The following is a 16028-nucleotide window of genomic DNA, read 5'->3' as shown; positions in this document are numbered from 1 at the left end:
CGCGAAAGAGCTTTCGAAAGTTGTTGTTCGGTGAAGTGCGGGACCAGTGCAGATCAGAACCCTCGGCTTCGGTTTTCAGGGGGAATAGGGCCATGTAATCTTCAGTCATCTATCGAAATTTGAGTGGAAGTATCGATGGTTGGAACAATCGTCGAAAATGTCGTCATGAATCGACCGGCGATTCAAATCCCCGCCTTCTGTGGTGCAGCAGCGCGGCCTGAGAAAGGCGAATATGGCAGAGACTGGACTGGCGTTGCAGCGTGCCGTCGAGCAGGCCGTGCGTAGTGGAGAGCGAGAGTTGGATAGTCTCGATTCATTGGCTGACTCGCTTATCAGTCAGTTTGCCGCAGCGTCTGATCCTGCTTTGGCCGCTTCGGTTGGTGCAGGGCTGACGGTTGAGCTTGCTGAACTGGCTGACGGTTTCGCAAGTAGCCTTCGAAATCACCTCACCGAGCAGCGCAAGGCTCTGTCGACGTTCAATGTCGCGTTCTTCGGCAGAACAGGTGCGGGCAAGAGTACGTTGCTTTCTGCGTTCGGTGGGCTTGACGGTGGTTACGTATCGCCTGGTGAAAGCGATTGGACCACAGATGTCACGGAAATCGCTTGGCATGGATGTCGACTCTGGGATACGCCGGGAATCAACGGCTGGGGTCGTACTCAGACGCGGGTTGACCTCGAGGAAACTGCACGGCGAGCTGTTGAAATTGCCGATGTAGTTCTGCTGTGCTTCGACAGCCAGAGCCAGCAGGCATCAGAGTTCACGAAAGTAGCTCAATGGGTGCGTGCATACGGAAAACCGGCAGTGGCCGTTCTGAATGTGCGTAATCTGCGGTGGCGTCACCCGGATAAAGTGGCCAGTCATGTTGCACGACAATCATTGTCTCGCGGGGTCGGTGAACATGTCGACAACATCCGGACTGAATTGTCCAAGATCGACCTTCCAAGTACGCCGGTCGTTGCTATCCAGAGTCGACGCGCCCTATTCGCTCGTGCGAGTACCCCGTTCAAGGGCCCTGCGGAAGCCAACTTCCTGTCGGATCGCGAAAAATTTGGCACCGAGTATTTGTCGCGTTGGTCCAACTTCGCTGTACTCGAAGAGTTGCTCGTTGCGTCGATAGTTGAAGGAGGGTCCGACCTTCGGCGGACGTCCTTGCGGGAGGGGTTGCGCGGGATGCTCGACGCAAAAGCCACTGCACTCGATCAACTAGGGCAGTCGATCGATCCGCGGATCGATGCTGCAGAACGTCGGATCGCGCAGCTTCTGGATGTGTTGGGGTACGTCGACGGTGACGAACGCACACGATATCTCGGCGGCGACAGCCCGGACCTGCTTTCTGCTCTGGAAGAGGCGCGGGGTCGGCCGTTCACAGCAAGCACCGAAGGTTCGCTGGATCGGCAGATGAATCGTCTGATCACCTTTCATCTGTCTGGACTGCGTGAGGACTCCATCACGAGGGCCAAAAAACTTGTGGAAGCTGTTTTCGACGACGACAAACAGATCGGCCAGGGAACCTTTCAAGAGGCAGTCTTCACAATGTCTGCCATTCAGGCCGCGGTGGAGAGCATGTGGAAGTCCAAGACTTCGTTCCTCTTGCGGGAACTGCAACTGGCCAGGACCGATGAGGCGCCCGATATCACCGGGACTTCAACCGACTCGGCGAACCTGGATGGCACAGGGGGTGCGCTGACGTCGAATCTTGCACGGTCGATGCAAGCTGCCGGCATGTTCGCCAGCGCCGCTTCGGGCGCCCTACTCCTACCCGCTGCGGCCAATTTTTGGAACCCTGGGGGGTGGGCGGGCATAACCGCATCCGTCAGTCTCGGGGCAGTGTCCTTTGTCAGCCGTTTTGCCGGAGATCGTATCGCAGCCAGTACTGAAAAGCAGGGCGCAGCAGCCAAATCAAAGGCAATCAGTGAATCTTTAGCCGCAGTTCATCAAACTTATGATCGAATCGAGCAAAGCTTGCTGGTCCAGGGCCGCGTCCTGTCCTGGCAGGTGGCTAAACCAATTTTGACGGAGTTACTCACGGAATCGCTGTCTTTCCGTAGCGGCAAGGCCGCTACGAGAGAGTTGCTTGTGAATCTTCGTGAAGTATCGGCGTCCTTGCCCGTAACGGTAGGCGTTCAAACGGTGATGACGCGCGCGCAAGATCGTGTTCTTGCTGATCGGTTGGCACTCATGCTGCAGGACAACGGTTCTGAAGGCCCTGACGTCGAAAGATCAGCGTGTGGTCGCAAGGTCTGGTTAGGTGAGGATTGGTTCGAATACGACAGCGGAAACGTCGACGAGATTCCGTCGGAAGCCTCGCGTCTGCCTGTGTTCGTCGAGCAGGAGAATACTGATCGCGCGGATCTAGTTCAGGCATTGACGCATGCCTGGCGCATACCGTCGAATGACTCTGTTGCCGAGTTGATTCGGGAGATCGAAGCCGCTGCCCGCCCTGATGCTCAGGTTGTCAAACCTACGTCGGCGCAGATGGTCACAAAACCGACAGTTGTGGTGCTCGGAGACTACAGTTCCGGCAAATCGAGCTTGATCAAACGTCTTCTCGTGGAGATGAGCGGTAAAGTGCCTGAGAATCTACACGTGAGAGGTAGCGCGACAACAAGTTCGGTTCAGCGCTACAACCTCGGACATGTGCAACTACTCGATACTCCCGGGTTCCAGAGCGGTAATCATGACCACGACGCACAAGCTCTTGCGTCGGCCGGCGACGCCTCGCTGATTCTTGTCGTGCTGCACGTCAACCTCCTTATCGGGGATATGGCCCTGCTTCAGGACATCGTCCAAGGGACGCGAAATACCATCGCCAAGAACAGCCGAACAATCTATCTGATCAATCGGTCCGACGAGTTGGGCGTAGACCCCACCGCTGCACCCGACGACTTCCTGCTGCTGAAACGCCGTAAGGAATCGGAACTCATTGCGGCGTTGGCCTCGCGTGGCATCGAGGTCGATCCGACTCATGTGCACACGCTCTCCGGTGACCCGTTCGGAGAAGTAGGCGCGCGCGTGGATGTCAGTCGCGCAGACTATGCCCACCACCGTGATTGGGATGGCGTTGCTCCACTTGTTCGGATGCTCGATTCGTTCTCGGCCAAGTTGGGGCGTGCGGGGGTTGCCGGCGCTCAGCTTGATACAGCATTGAATGCAATGTTGAACGAACGCAGTCGAATTGAACAGAAGATCATCGACCTCGAATCCGAAACAACGGCTCGCGCTTCGGTACAGCAGTCGATCAAGAACAGCGTGCAGGATTCCGAACTCTTGGAAGCGTCGGTGAGGGAGCGGGCGCGTCGCATCGTTGCTCCGCATGCGAATGCAGCCAGGGCGAAAATACAAGCGGCAGGACCGGACGAGATCGACAATCTTGCTGCCACGATCAATTCGTGGAAGTCCAGCAGTGAACTCGACTCCGATATCGAACGATTCTGGATCAAGGCGCAGGCAGAGATTGAAGACTGGTTCCGAACTCATGCCTCGACTATTGGCCGTGAGATGGCATCTGTTGATTTTGTCTCAGAGTTACGCCTCGACGACGGCGTCGACGGAGCGCTCCCGCCGGCACTGGATGGAGCCGAGCTCGCGGCCGACATAGCCAAGGGAGGCGCGAAAATCGCGAAGGCACTGGGCAACCGCGATGTCATCTATGCAATCGGCAAGGGCCTCGGCCACAACTTCAAGCCCTGGGAGGCTGTGAAAACCGCGGGTAAGGTCGCCAAGGCTGCGCCGATCCTGGCTGCAGTAGGTGTGGCAATGGACGCGGCCGCGATGATCAAGGGTGAAGTTGCTCAGAAAAACAGGGAGTCAAAGCGTCGGGAATGGGATGCAGACATCGCGGAGGCGGCAGACGACCACGTCATATTGATATTGAACGGGGCGGCAGAGGACGGGTTGATACCGGTCCTTCATGGATGCACACGTTCACTGGCTGATTACGGCGAACTCCTCGAGGCCGAGCAGACGATAACGGACGCTGAGAGAGCCGCGTTGACGGCAACACATTCTGAGATCGAACAGTTGCTTGCCCGAACTGAAAATTTGCGCCAACACGAACGGAGAGCGTGAGTGAACGAAATCGACATCCTGAAGGTCAAAGAATGGCTAGCCAACTTGCCAGGAGGGTCACTCGCAGACGACTACCTCAAGGGCTGGCAGCAGTTCGCATCGACAGAGCTGCCCGTCATCACGGTATTCGGCTCGTACGACACGGGAAAAAGCTCGTTGATCCGGCGGCTGCTGGTCGATGATGATGTGCCGGTACCGGATTGGCTGACAATCAGCGCCCGGCATGAAACATTTGGCGTGAACAGTGTTGAATTTGCCGGCGCGCTACTACGTGATACCCCAGGGTTGGCAGTCGGGGCGGACGACGTCCGCGGCAAACTGAACACCGAACTTGCACGCGAGGCCATCAGCACAACTGATATCGCGATCGTCACCGTCACACCACAATTGGCAACCGGTGAATACGAGTTTCTACGGCAGATCGTGGAAAACGGGTGGACTCCGGAGAATCTGTGGTTTGTCATCTCCCGATTCGACGAAGCCGGTGTCGACCCGGACGGCGATCTTGACGGATATCGACAACTGGCGGCACGAAAAACGTCAGAATTGGTGAATTCACTGAAACTCTCGTCAGCGTATCCAGTACATGTCGTATCGCAGGACTTTGCTCAGATGGCTGGGGGAGCAAGAGATGTTGAGGCAGACACGTGGGACGACTCGCGTGAGTGGGACGGTATGGACGGCTTCGGAGCGGCGATCAAGAATGTCACGTCGGGTGATGTGGCTTCCCTTCGGGCTTCGACTGAGCAGCGGTATTGGCGGCACGCTGTCCTACTCACAGTGGACGAACTGGAAGACCAGCTTGCAGCGTGTGAACCGCTGCTCGTTCAGGCTGATATCGCGTCCGCTCGCCGCGAGCAGTGGAAGCGTTCACTCGACGACGTCGACCATGATGCGAGGGCCGATTTGCGGGGGACACTGGGCCAGGCTGTCCGTTTGGCGGTTGCAGGTGGGGAACACAACTCCGCGAATGTCGCAAAAGACTTGCAGTCGGCGCTCACTGATTGGTTCAGGAAGCATGAGCGAGAACTTGATCGGCTGCTCCAGGATGTGGTGAGAACCGATGAGCGGCAACGACAAGAGCCGTCGTGGAAGAACTTGGAAGAACTCACAGCACTCGCTGTGGACATCAACGAGGTACCGGAGGTACGAATTGAAACGCTAGCCCCGTATGTCAGCAAGTTCGGGCCATTGCTTATCGAGGGTCTCCGCGAGTTCGAAAGGAGCCAAGCGGGCGGTTCACTGAAGAAGAGTCAGGCGCGAGCTGTCGCTGCGAAGGCGGTCGACAACGTCGGGACTTTCGGCAAGGGGTTAGCTTTAGCCTCCGAATTGCTGCCGCTCGCCGTCGAGATTGTCGAGGCGATCGATGGTTTGCGAGCTCAACAAGCCGTGGCAGTTCAAGAACGTCGAGCACTCAACAGTCAAACTAACAAACTGGCTGAGGAAGTGAGCGCACTAGCTCTTGATTCATGGGCGGAAATACTTGCAAAGACACGCAACGAAATCGATCAGACGGCAGCACAAGCAGCGCTTTCGGACACCCTGCATGATTCGGTCGAGAAGTTGCGTGCTGCGATCGCGGAGGTCGTTGGGATTCTGAATCTCTGAAAAGAAGCCTGATGACCCTCGATGGGACGGGCTGGCGCTATCCCTCGATGTTGTCCTGATCTACACGGTGTGGTGGGTGCCGAGGATTGTCACCGAACAGTCCACTGTGGTCCCTGCGGCGGTCGATGTCTGGGCAGGGCAGTGGATCGACGAAATATCTTTGGCGCCATAGTTTTTCGATTCCGCGTGCACGAGTAACCTCGCGGCGGACTTGCCGCTGGCGCAGATCGTTCCCCGAGCCTGACGCGCCAAGGCGGCGGAACAACGGGGCGAGTGCCGAACTGCTGTGCAAGCAATTGGACCGCGCCGCCGCCGACAGCATCTGTTGGTCAGGTGCTGCAAATCGCAGACAGGTGCTTCTGTGTCAGTATCGGCATCAGTTTCGCGTGGATCAGCCTGCAGAATGAGACTACTGAGAGCCGATTCGGCACTGCTCGAATGCTGAATCGAATAGCCAAATAGTTTGGGGAGGGCCCGAAAAACTTTCCTCTCCAAACTATTTGGCATCAGGGCACTGCATCGCGCAACGTCCAGCATTGACGTGGTGGCGTCAGTTCGAGCAGTGACGTGCCGCTAGGTCGAAGATTGCCTGCGACTGTTCGGCAGTGGGGTTGATGCTCTGGTATGCCGCTCGCTTGCCGACGTTGGAGACGATGATGTGAGGTTCTTTGTCGATGCTGATCTCTTGGCAGGTGTTTTCGAGTAGGTTCTTGATCGGGTTATCTTTGCGGCCCAGTGCGAACTCGGGGAACTGGGCGCGAAATGCGGTGACGAATGCGGCGCTGTCGGCCGCCGACGGCTCGTTGTTGATCGCGGGCGCGGGAGCGGCAGCGGCAGCGGGGGATGTCGTCGACGTGGCTGCGACTGCAGGTGCGGTCGTCGTAGCAGCCGCGGTCGATGTTGTGGTCGACTTCTGTTGGGAGGTCTCCTTGTCGCCGCTGCATCCAGTCAGGGCGACGGCGGCGGCAATGGCAAGCGGGAAGGCAATACGGATGAGTTTCACAGATGACTATGTTAAACGCTGTGTATGATCCAAGATTTCGGGTGCTGGGCGATACTCGTCTGAGGCTGTGAGTGTATAAAGGTACTGGTCTGACAAAGCTCGCCGAGGTATCTGTCGCCCGTGCAATGTACCGCCTGTGCCCGATTCGGAATTAGTTGTGAGACAACATTGATACGAAGTTCCTTTCAATGTGCGTCGAGCAACCCAATGGTGTGGAGTCCGCTCACGGATGACTCGGGAATATACGGTTCGCCACTCCCGAACAGTAGAGCGCACGTTCCTGTCGAACGTGATCACAGAGAATTTTGTGTTTAGTCGCGCGCTGGATGATCTGGCGCAGAGTCGCGGATAGTCGCTGGACCCATGGCATCAAGATAGGCGGAGGGAGCCGGTAGCGGCGGATAGCCTACCCGCGTGAACTATCGGTTCGCCGTTAATCTGTCGGTGCAGTCTGCAAAGGTAGTTCCATCCGCCACACGGTCGTTAGTCGAACATTGGCTGGCCTTGGCGGTTTTCAGTGCGGACATGATTCGCTGACGATAGGACGGATATGGGTCGATTCAAAGAAGACGTATCGCGGCAGGTCATCGATGAGACGGTCGAGTTGTGGCGGACGAAGTGCCTCATCGCAGACGGTTCAGTGACTCAGTCTGAGGAAACCGCGATATGGACGTCCGGCATCGCGGCGGATTTGGCGACACGGTTCACCGAGAATCCGATTGTTGGTTCAGACGGGGGAGGGACGTTCGCCAGTAAGTTCGAGGTCCAGCTCAAGGGAGCTTCGCCGGAACTGAGACTGTTCGCAGCCGAATTGCTTCTGGTCCACTTCCTTTTCACCAGTTCAGTGAGTCGCCGAGGCAAAGTCGACGTCATCGAAAAGACGTTGGCGGATTCCGGATACACCCTCGATGTGGACTCTGTGCCGTACCTCGCAATGTCTTCGGTGATTGGACACCCCGGTATCGGGTTCAATACGCGGCGTGATCTCCAGCTCGGATTCCTTATCGACTTCGTGATCCGGTTGAAGAAGCTCTCGGTCGAGGATCGCACAGAACTGCTCTCCGATCCTTGGGCCCTCGAAGATTTCGTGAGAGAGGCGCCAAGTCAGAATCAGCGGGAGATGATGCACATCCTGCTGCACCTTCTCCATCCCGATTCGTTCGAGCGAATCGCTTCTGGTACCCACAAACGCGAGATCGCGGACGCGTTCTCCCAGCTTCTCGATGGGGAAGTGCCTGACGACTGGTCGACAGATCGCAAACTACTCGCGATCCGCACCGCCTTGGAGGACGATTTCCTCGTCGGAGGGAACATCGACGGCAGCATCGATTTCTACCATCCTCCGCTGCAAGGGGTTTGGCAATCCCGAACAGGCGGCGAAGGCGAGGGAACCAGCGACATCGAGTCCCTCGAATGGAAGAAACAACTCATCCTGTACGGCCCTCCCGGTACCAGTAAAACTTTTACTGCGCGTGAGCTCTCGAAGACACTGATCCTGAGGGAAGCGCTCCGAAGCTGGGGACCTCGAAAGTTCTTCGACAACAAAGACTTACTCGATCGCCTTGTCATTGATCACGTCGAGTGGGTTCAACTCCATCCGGGATACGGCTACGCCGAGTTCATTCGCGGCCTCCGATTGGAAAAGGAGGAGACTCGCTACCAGCCAGGGCTCCTGCCGAATCTCATTGAAAGGATAGCGAGCCAGGAGCTGCCCGATGGGCTGACTCCGCTCCCATTCGTGCTCGTTCTCGACGAGATCAACAGGACGGACCTGTCCGCAATGCTCGGTGAGGCATTCTCGCTCCTCGAACGGGACAAGAGAGATTTCTCCGTCACCTTGCCTGGCATCAACAACGGTGAAGGACCCACCACGTTGGCGATGCCCAGCAATCTGTACATCATCGGCACCATGAACGAGATCGACCAATCCGTCGAAACCCTCGATTTCGCATTGCGCCGACGATTCCTGTGGAGGGAGTGCCCCTTCGAGCGAGACACACTACTCGAGATCGTCCGGCACAGATGGGAAGAAGATATGCCGGCGCGGTATTCGATCGAACACGCGATGGGGCAGCTCGAGATCTTCGCCGACCGGGCACAGGAAATCAACGATGCGATCTTCCACATGGACGAACTCGGACGTGCGTACCAGATCGGGCATACATACTTCGCGGACATCACGTTCTTCCTCGAACGGTGGCTCAGCACTGGCCGCTCCCGCCCACAATCGGGCACATATCTGTGGTCCCCGGCCGGTCATGTGAGGGCGCCACTGAGAGATCTCTGGGACCGTTCGTTGAAACCACTTCTCGAACAATATCTTTCAGGAACCGATGATCGGGAGAGTTCATTGTCGGCGCTGGAATCAACGTTCCTGAAACGATGACCCGCCGAATTGTCTTCCAGGACCTCGGTGGCCAGGTTCCCGGCACCGGGAGATTGAAGAAGGACGACGACAAGTGGCTTGCAACATTGGTCGCAGAACTCGATGCTTCCACACTGGTGGTACCGATCAAGTCCTCCTTCCCCAAGCATGACGATCAGGCCGAACCTGTACTTACTCGCCAAACGGACGGGACATGGCGGGCAGGCCGCTACATCGGGGAAATCCGACGAGGTGACCGGATCTTGGAGATCCGCCCACGTCTCGGCTTCCCCGTCATCTCAGCCTGGGCAAGTGCGGCACTGAACCTGAAAATCGTTCCGCGCGCTGCAGGTAAGAACGGGATCTCGTTCCTGATCGCTGAGCTGCAAGCCGCGGCGTGGCGCCGCGCGCTGGTGGATGCATCAAGGCACGGAATGCCGGCAATCCGCACCACCGATCGCCATGAGGGGCCGACCGTGCGTGGTCGACTCGATGTGGCGGGAACATTGCCGCTGCGTATGAAGCGAAGCCCTAACCTGGCCTCGGTAACTCAACCTAAGGTCGTCGATAATCCCGTGACCCGGGCGATCGTGTTGGCCGACAGGGTGCTGAACGCTCGCATCCAGCGTGCTGGGTGGCGAGGCGCACGCATTGAGGAATTGATTCCGCACTTCCGTGCCGAGACAGGTTCGCGTCCCGTTCTGCCGTCTAGACGGGAACTGCGGTCGGTTCGATACACCCCGATAACGCTGCCGTACAAAGCAGTTGCAGACCTGTCGTGGATGATCGCGAAGAACAGGGGGCCGCACGGTGACAGCTCGGCAGATAGTCATGACGGTGTTCTGCTCGACGTAGCGGAACTGTGGGAGCTGTTTCTGCTGCACTGCATTCGCGGCGCAGTGCAAGGTCTCCACGTCACGCACGGGACAACGGCAGAGACGTCGAGTCATCTGCTTCATTCCGCCAGCGGAGCGCGCCCGATGGGTCGGCTGTTGCCGGACTTCGTTGTCGGTGACCTTGCGCAACCTGATGCGGTCATCGATGCCAAGTACAAGCGGCTTTTTGACCCTTTCCCGGTGAATCGTGAAGACTTGTATCAGCTCACCAGCTATCTGGCTTCCTATTCTGGTGGAGGGATCAGACCGCGAGGGATCCTCGCCTATCCACTGCTTCCCGAATCTGCGATGTCGAGCGCCGAGGCTGGTGGACCGTGGAGTTTGCAGTGGGATGCGGGAGGTACGGCAGAGTTCCTGCGGTTACCGATCGACGAAGTTGCCTGTGTCGCACGGTTTACAGAAATACTGGCAGCTGGCGTGAACGCTGATTTCGGGCAGTCCCGTCGGTAGGTCGAGTCGCAGCATTTGCTCGGGTCATAGTTCGCTATATAGGTTGCACGAAATCATAAGGTGGGCAAAGTCTATGCGGCACGATTCAGATTTGGCGCAGAGTCCGAGTGCCGCTGGCGGGAATCCAACTATCTGGAAATGCGGCGCGTGAGGGCGCGTGAAACAGTAGATCAATCGAGGATAGATTGCGGCTGCCACGGACCGTAATCGTGAACACGCGCAACGAATGGCGCGCGGGAGAGAGTGCGTAGATGACATTGGTGGCACTGCAGCCGGCGACCCCGAACAAAAAGGAGACCGCCGATCACTACCGCAAGACGGTGGTGAACCCGATCAAACTCTCCGCCTACAGCTCACATATCCCGCCCGAGCAGATGGCGATACTCCGGAAGCTGTACCCCGCGGGCGAGGCAAGACTCTGGGGGGTGAGCCCCGGAGAAAGCCAGCTCAAGTTCAATCGTTGGAATCATCTGTCACCCGGGGCGAAAGTACTCTTCTACACCGGCGGCCCGAACAAATCGTTCACTGCCCTGGCCACGATCACCTACACCGTCGAGAACGGAGATCTCGCAGGCGCACTGTGGTCCCTCGACGAGGGGGAACCATTCAAGTACCTGTACTTCATCGACGACATCCGGGCTATCAACGTGCCGTACCAGGAACTGATCCCCTTCATCCGAACCAAGCCCGACTGGAGGAACACCAACCAACGCGCTTTCGACGTTCTTACCGAACAGCAGAGCGCTGGACTTCTCGACTACCTAGGAGTCGAGGACGAAGAACGGACTCCTGCGATCGACCAAGTCGGTTATACCGCGGCGGTCCATGCGGGCATCGCCGCAACAGATCGCGCTTACACCGCAGTGTTCCGGCAAGAGCAGAAGTACCTTCGAGCATCATTGATCCCCGGAGATACCGGGACCTGCGATATCTGCGGGCGTGAGTTCGCCCGCGAATTCCTCCGGGCCGCCCACATCAAGAAACGATCAGCCTGTACCGAGATCGAACGACTAGATGTGCACAGCATCGCGATGATCGCATGCGTCTTCGGCTGCGATGCCCTCTACGAATCCGGAGACCTCGGAGTAAATGCCAACGGCCACATCGTGATCAGTCCCACCACGCGGCCGGGCGGCCCGGAAGAAGACTATGTTCGAATGCTGATCAAGGGTCGACGCTGCGAAAAATGGGTGTCGAGCAAAGGGAGCCGTCTCTACTTCGACTGGCACTGGCGGACGACGTACAAGAACAAGCTGAGCATCGCTGGCGCCTGACACTCGAAAGTGAACAACATTGGTGCGGGATAGACGGTCGATCAGATTGATCAAGTTTGCTCTGACTTAGAAGTGAATACTGCGCAGCGACAAGCACTTTCAGGTATGATCGCAGAAGTGGCCAGCTCCGTTGTATGTCTTGGATTGAGATGCAAAGAAGCTGGTGCAGTGCTGGGGTGAATCGGGTCGACAACGTCCGGAGTGTGTTAACGGTGTGGTTGATGCTGTGTTGAGCGCATTCTCGTGGTCATGCAGAGTCCTGGAAGTGTTGTAAAGTGTTGCCAAGAAACGAAATTCGTCTAGTGTGCACCACAATCACTCCTTGATTGAAGTGCGAGAGAGCCTCGATCGGCTAGGAACCGAACAGTGAAGCCAACGAACCAGTAGACGCGCTTGAGTTGCCGGTCGGCAGTTCCTGTTGTTCGGGTTCTAGAAGTGTCCAGGTTCCACAATTCGACGAGCGGAAGTACCAGATCTTTTCATCGGTAGTGTCCACGACCACTCTATCTTGGCGGACCGAATGCTGCTCTACAGTATTGTCTTTGGTGCCGACCGGGTAGGTCATAGTCTCCCATTGGCAGACGCTGTTCACGTCAGGTCGCCCGGAGGATGCATATACCCCTCGCGGCCCTCTGTTCATGGAAAAGTTGTAGGTCTCAATCGAATCTGCAGGCAACACTACGCCAGGATTGGGAACCATGCCCGCGCCGACCGGTGAGGGGATCGTGGGCCGAGGTGGATCAACCAACGTCCAGACACCACAGTTCGTAGACGACATTGTCACGTCGCCGGGAGTCAAGTTGACCACATGACTGTCTCGATACGAACTGTGCGACTCCACAAGTCCGGCGTCGTCGTAATGACTCCAGGTGCACCGCTCGTCTTTGTCCGGTCGTTCGGTCGCGACATATTGCCCACCAGGAAAGTCCGGGTGCGCAAAGTAGAAGCGACCCTCGAACGTGAGCAGCGGCTCCCACGGTTCGGGTTCCCCTCCGCTGCAATCGATAGCCGGCGCGGGGCATGGCATTCCGGGTTCCAGGAGCTGGTCATCGGCAAATGCGGTGGTCGGCATTCCCGTCACCGCGACTGCGGCTGCAAACACTGCACCGACCGTACCCACCGCGGAACGCTTCACACTGATCTCCTCAAGCCTTCGATATCGATCACTTACTCCGACCCACACGAGCGATGCACACGGATTATTCACTTCTCGACGGAAAGGCCACCTTATCGGGTATTTCGCATCCGTCGCCGCCATTGATAATCCCGTGCCTGATGTGTCGCGCCAAGGTATTAAACGAACGGTGAGATCGGTGCCCCATTCGATCGCTACAACATAGTGGATCCACCGCTGCCGTCGTCGAAGTCCACGAACTCGATGTATTCGAAGGTCGTGCACGCCTGATCGGGCCGGCTTCGCCGCTTCTGACGATTCAATGATTGGACCTGCATCGGGGACTAGCCAGACTCTCGATGTCGCCATGCTCCGCGTCTACGCTCTATCGACCGGCCGCTGTGGTGTCGTCACGACCGTTGCTCAGTTTTTTCTCGGATGTCTTTCGTGCGCGATCTGTCAGATGCAGCCACCAGAAAAAGCGGCGAGGCGAGGAGGTACATGGTCAGCTGCACGAACATTGTCGCGGTCCACCTTTCCGACCTCTACGGGTATTCGCGGGAGGAGAGTCCGCAGCTGAACTTGCATCAGGCTGGCGCTGCCTGCGTCCGACGAGATACACGGGTAGGGGAGTGACCTTCGTCGAGCGCGGGAGTTGCAACTGTGCGCCACCGTCACGCCGTTAATCCTGCCCCACTATCTCTTGCCTTGCGTGTCGGTGAATGTCGTTAGGGTAAGCACTCGTGATAACCGTCGAGGAAGTCGTCGTCCGGCAACGGGCCTTCGCGCAGGCACGTGACTGGGAGCAGTTCCATTCGCCGAAGAACCTGTCTATGGCGTTGGGTGGAGAGGTCGGGGAGCTGTGTGTCGAGATCGAAACGCTGCTCGTCGAGACGCCTCCCCCTCTCACTCCATGGGGTCTCGAGAGCGTGCGCCATGAGGTCGCGGACGTCGTCCTCTACCTGCTCCGTCTCTACGACGTGGTGCAGATCGACCCACCCGGAGGCTTCCCACAGGCGGTGGGACACGGTGCGCCGGTAGAGGGTTCGGCCGCCGCTTCCCTCAGTCTCGCACGCGCGGTGTGCAGGCTCAGCGGAGCAGCGGGTCTGTTGCTCGAAGTCTTCCAATGGGAAGACGGTGCAGCGCACGCCCTCCCAACGCGGATCGACCGAGCTGAACTGGGTAACCGGTTGAACCGTGTCTGGACCGCCCTCAGCTCCGCCGCGGGTCTTCTCGGTATCGATGTTGGCGCCGCCGCGGCCGCCAAGATCGACGCCAACGAACGCCGCTATCCGGTCGCGTTGAGCCGCGGATCGAGCCGCAAGTACACCGAACTGCCCGGGGCGGGTGAATGAGCTCAAGCGTGTTAATCCAACCGTCCTTCGGCAATCCTCAGGCGCGGAAGAACTACAGCAAGACACTCGCGCAGCCGTTTCCATTCGGCAATGGCGCGCTCCGTCGTGCGCTGACCGCCGCGGAGTACGAGCAACTGCTCACTGAGCACCCGGAGGGGTCGGCACGGTTTTGGGCGACCCCGCGTAATCAGGACAAGATCATGTCGCGATTGAAGCACGGCGATGTTGTTCTGTTCACCGGACAGAATCATGTCAAAGCGATCGGAGAGGTCGGAGTGAGCTTCCGCAATCCGGACGCGGGCAACGCGATGTGGCCGCCGCAGCCGACACACGGTCCCTATCTGAATGTGTACTCGCTAATCAGCTTTCAGGAAACCGAGATCCCGTACACCGATCTCCGTAAGCTCACCGACTCCCCGGATTCCAAGGGCGGGGACAACTACATGGGTGCCCGGCTTTACGACAATGATCGGGCAGCGCGGATCCTCGACGGTCTGCTGATCGAGACGGCCACCGAATACGCCGCCACAGTCGAACTCGCCGCTGCCGAGATTTCCGATACCCCCGTGTGGGACCAGGGCGCCGTTGTCGGGCCGGAAGCCCACCACACCGACTCTGCCGCCGGAACATCCCCTGCCCGCACGTTTGTGGCCGATCGCGCGGAGGCGCGACTCGTCGTCGACTACAAAGACTTCCTCCGGGCCAGTGGTGACCGCCGGAGTCAGCAGCGCCTGAAATCGGTGGTGGGATTCTCCGATCTGTACCTTCTCCCCGACACCAGCGGGGCTGGTGCAGCGGAGATCGTCGAAGCGAAAAGCTCCGCATCACACGCCAAGGTTAGGGAAGCCTTGGCGCAGCTCCTCGACTACGTTATCCATGCTAATGCTGAGATCGACGCGCTCACAGCGCTGTTCGAGGGGGCGCCGAGTGCACGCGACATCCACTGGCTCGGGAACTACGGGATCGGGTGCGTCTTTCGCGACGGCCAGTGCGGATTCATGAACATCGCCCCGCCGGAATCGCGTGTGGCGGCGATGAAGGAGGTGTGGCAACCTGCGGGTTCTGTCGGCGTTCTGTAGCCGTCGACACCGGTTGTGCTCGGGTTGACTCGCAGGTGAGTCCGGAAAACTCAGGGCACATCAGTGTCCGGAACTCCGGTGCAATTCATATCGAGGGTTTTTGCAGTTCGACCATCCGGCAGTCGAAATGCGCAAGAAGCAGCACCTGCAGAATTCGAACGATCCCGATCCGACAGACCGGATCGAGCAGGTCAGCGCTGAACAGGTACCGGCGGTACTCCAGTCCGGTGGGAAAGTGCGTGACGGGTGTGGGACAACATCTGGCGACAGGTCCAATCGATCAGCTTTCCTGTCCACGTCGCTGACCTCGCCAAGGAACACCGTGGGAGGAGTCAGATGCTTCGCAACGAATCCGAGCGACTAGTGAACGATCCCGAGGGTCGCGCGGAAATTAGGCGAGTCCGGGACTACAGGAACGGCCGCAACAAGTAACTCGAGGTATCAACGGCGTCCAGAGACGAGAAGGGCCGAACCTGATCAGCGGAGCTCGGGGCCTTCTCGGATTTGAGACCAGTCCAATTGGCCACCAGCTCGACCATCATTCATTCACTTCGGCGGAGAATAATGCCGACGTGATGGCCCTGATGGTCGGCGGTCACTGCATTGCGCTCACCACAAACTCCCCCGTGGGGAAGTCGTACTTATCGGTATCAGGTGTCCTCGCCAATGCCGCATCTTCACAGGTCGTGAGCCCGGAAGGTCCGGCATCGATCAAGAGCGTTGTGCAGCAATCGGAAAGGTGTTTGTACGCGACTGTCGGGACGTGGTGCATCGCGACAAACCCTGGCCCCATTTTCCGCTGCTTCCCGTCCGGC

General features: G+C 58.1%; 10 protein-coding genes. 7 read left to right on the top strand and 3 right to left on the bottom strand.

Translation table 11 applies throughout. The features are described 5' to 3' along the window. Nucleotides 1-202: 202 nt before the first annotated feature. Both AC1DVN_RS12555 and AC1DVN_RS12550 read left to right on the top strand, forming a co-directional pair. On the top strand, nucleotides 203-4069 hold the full coding sequence (locus AC1DVN_RS12555) for a GTPase (RefSeq protein WP_477993848.1): 3867 nt from the start codon (nucleotides 203-205) through the stop codon (nucleotides 4067-4069). After that, a complete protein-coding gene (locus AC1DVN_RS12550; RefSeq protein ID WP_477993847.1) occupies nucleotides 4070-5677 on the top strand; it encodes a GTPase domain-containing protein in 1608 nt (535 codons plus the stop codon). Nucleotides 5678-5737: 60 nt separating this feature from the next. Here AC1DVN_RS12550 and AC1DVN_RS12545 read toward each other — a convergent pair whose 3' ends face one another. Next, nucleotides 5738-6184 carry a DUF4333 domain-containing protein gene (locus AC1DVN_RS12545; RefSeq protein WP_477993846.1) on the bottom strand — a complete coding sequence of 149 codons (447 nt, stop codon included), beginning with the start codon at nucleotides 6182-6184 and terminating at the stop codon, nucleotides 5738-5740. 43 nt (nucleotides 6185-6227) lie between these two features. Beyond that, nucleotides 6228-6680, bottom strand: coding sequence for a hypothetical protein (locus tag AC1DVN_RS12540; protein ID WP_070386205.1), 453 nt, complete (start codon nucleotides 6678-6680; stop codon nucleotides 6228-6230). A gap of 550 nt (nucleotides 6681-7230) precedes the next feature. On the opposite strand from AC1DVN_RS12540, the gene AC1DVN_RS12535 reads away from it, so the two are divergent. From AC1DVN_RS12535 to AC1DVN_RS12525, 3 genes are all read left to right on the top strand, one after another. Beyond that, on the top strand, nucleotides 7231-9066 hold the full coding sequence (locus tag AC1DVN_RS12535; protein ID WP_218103624.1) for an McrB family protein: 1836 nt from the start codon (nucleotides 7231-7233) through the stop codon (nucleotides 9064-9066). Continuing rightward, nucleotides 9063-10391, top strand: a complete 1329-nt coding sequence (locus AC1DVN_RS12530) for a 5-methylcytosine restriction system specificity protein McrC (protein WP_070386206.1) — start codon at nucleotides 9063-9065, stop codon at nucleotides 10389-10391. Before AC1DVN_RS12535 ends, AC1DVN_RS12530 begins: the two co-directional genes overlap by 4 nt. A gap of 251 nt (nucleotides 10392-10642) precedes the next feature. Then, nucleotides 10643-11665, top strand: a complete 1023-nt coding sequence (locus tag AC1DVN_RS12525; protein WP_070386207.1) for a hypothetical protein — start codon at nucleotides 10643-10645, stop codon at nucleotides 11663-11665. Between the two features lie 352 nt (nucleotides 11666-12017). Here the strand turns inward: AC1DVN_RS12525 and AC1DVN_RS12520 are convergent, their stop codons facing one another. Beyond that, a complete protein-coding gene (locus AC1DVN_RS12520; RefSeq protein ID WP_477993845.1) occupies nucleotides 12018-12800 on the bottom strand; it encodes a hypothetical protein in 783 nt (260 codons plus the stop codon). A gap of 722 nt (nucleotides 12801-13522) precedes the next feature. Between AC1DVN_RS12520 and AC1DVN_RS12515 the strand changes: the two genes are divergently transcribed. Then, on the top strand, nucleotides 13523-14134 hold the full coding sequence (locus tag AC1DVN_RS12515) for a nucleotide pyrophosphohydrolase (RefSeq protein WP_477993844.1): 612 nt from the start codon (nucleotides 13523-13525) through the stop codon (nucleotides 14132-14134). 8 nt (nucleotides 14135-14142) lie between these two features. After that, a complete protein-coding gene (locus AC1DVN_RS12510; RefSeq protein WP_477993843.1) occupies nucleotides 14143-15213 on the top strand; it encodes a hypothetical protein in 1071 nt (356 codons plus the stop codon). Nucleotides 15214-16028: the final 815 nt, after the last annotated feature.

The organism is Rhodococcus sp. P4_E4 (assembly GCF_056401575.1).
Note: the sequence above shows the minus strand (reverse complement) of the source record. Positions and strands in the feature narration are given on the sequence as shown.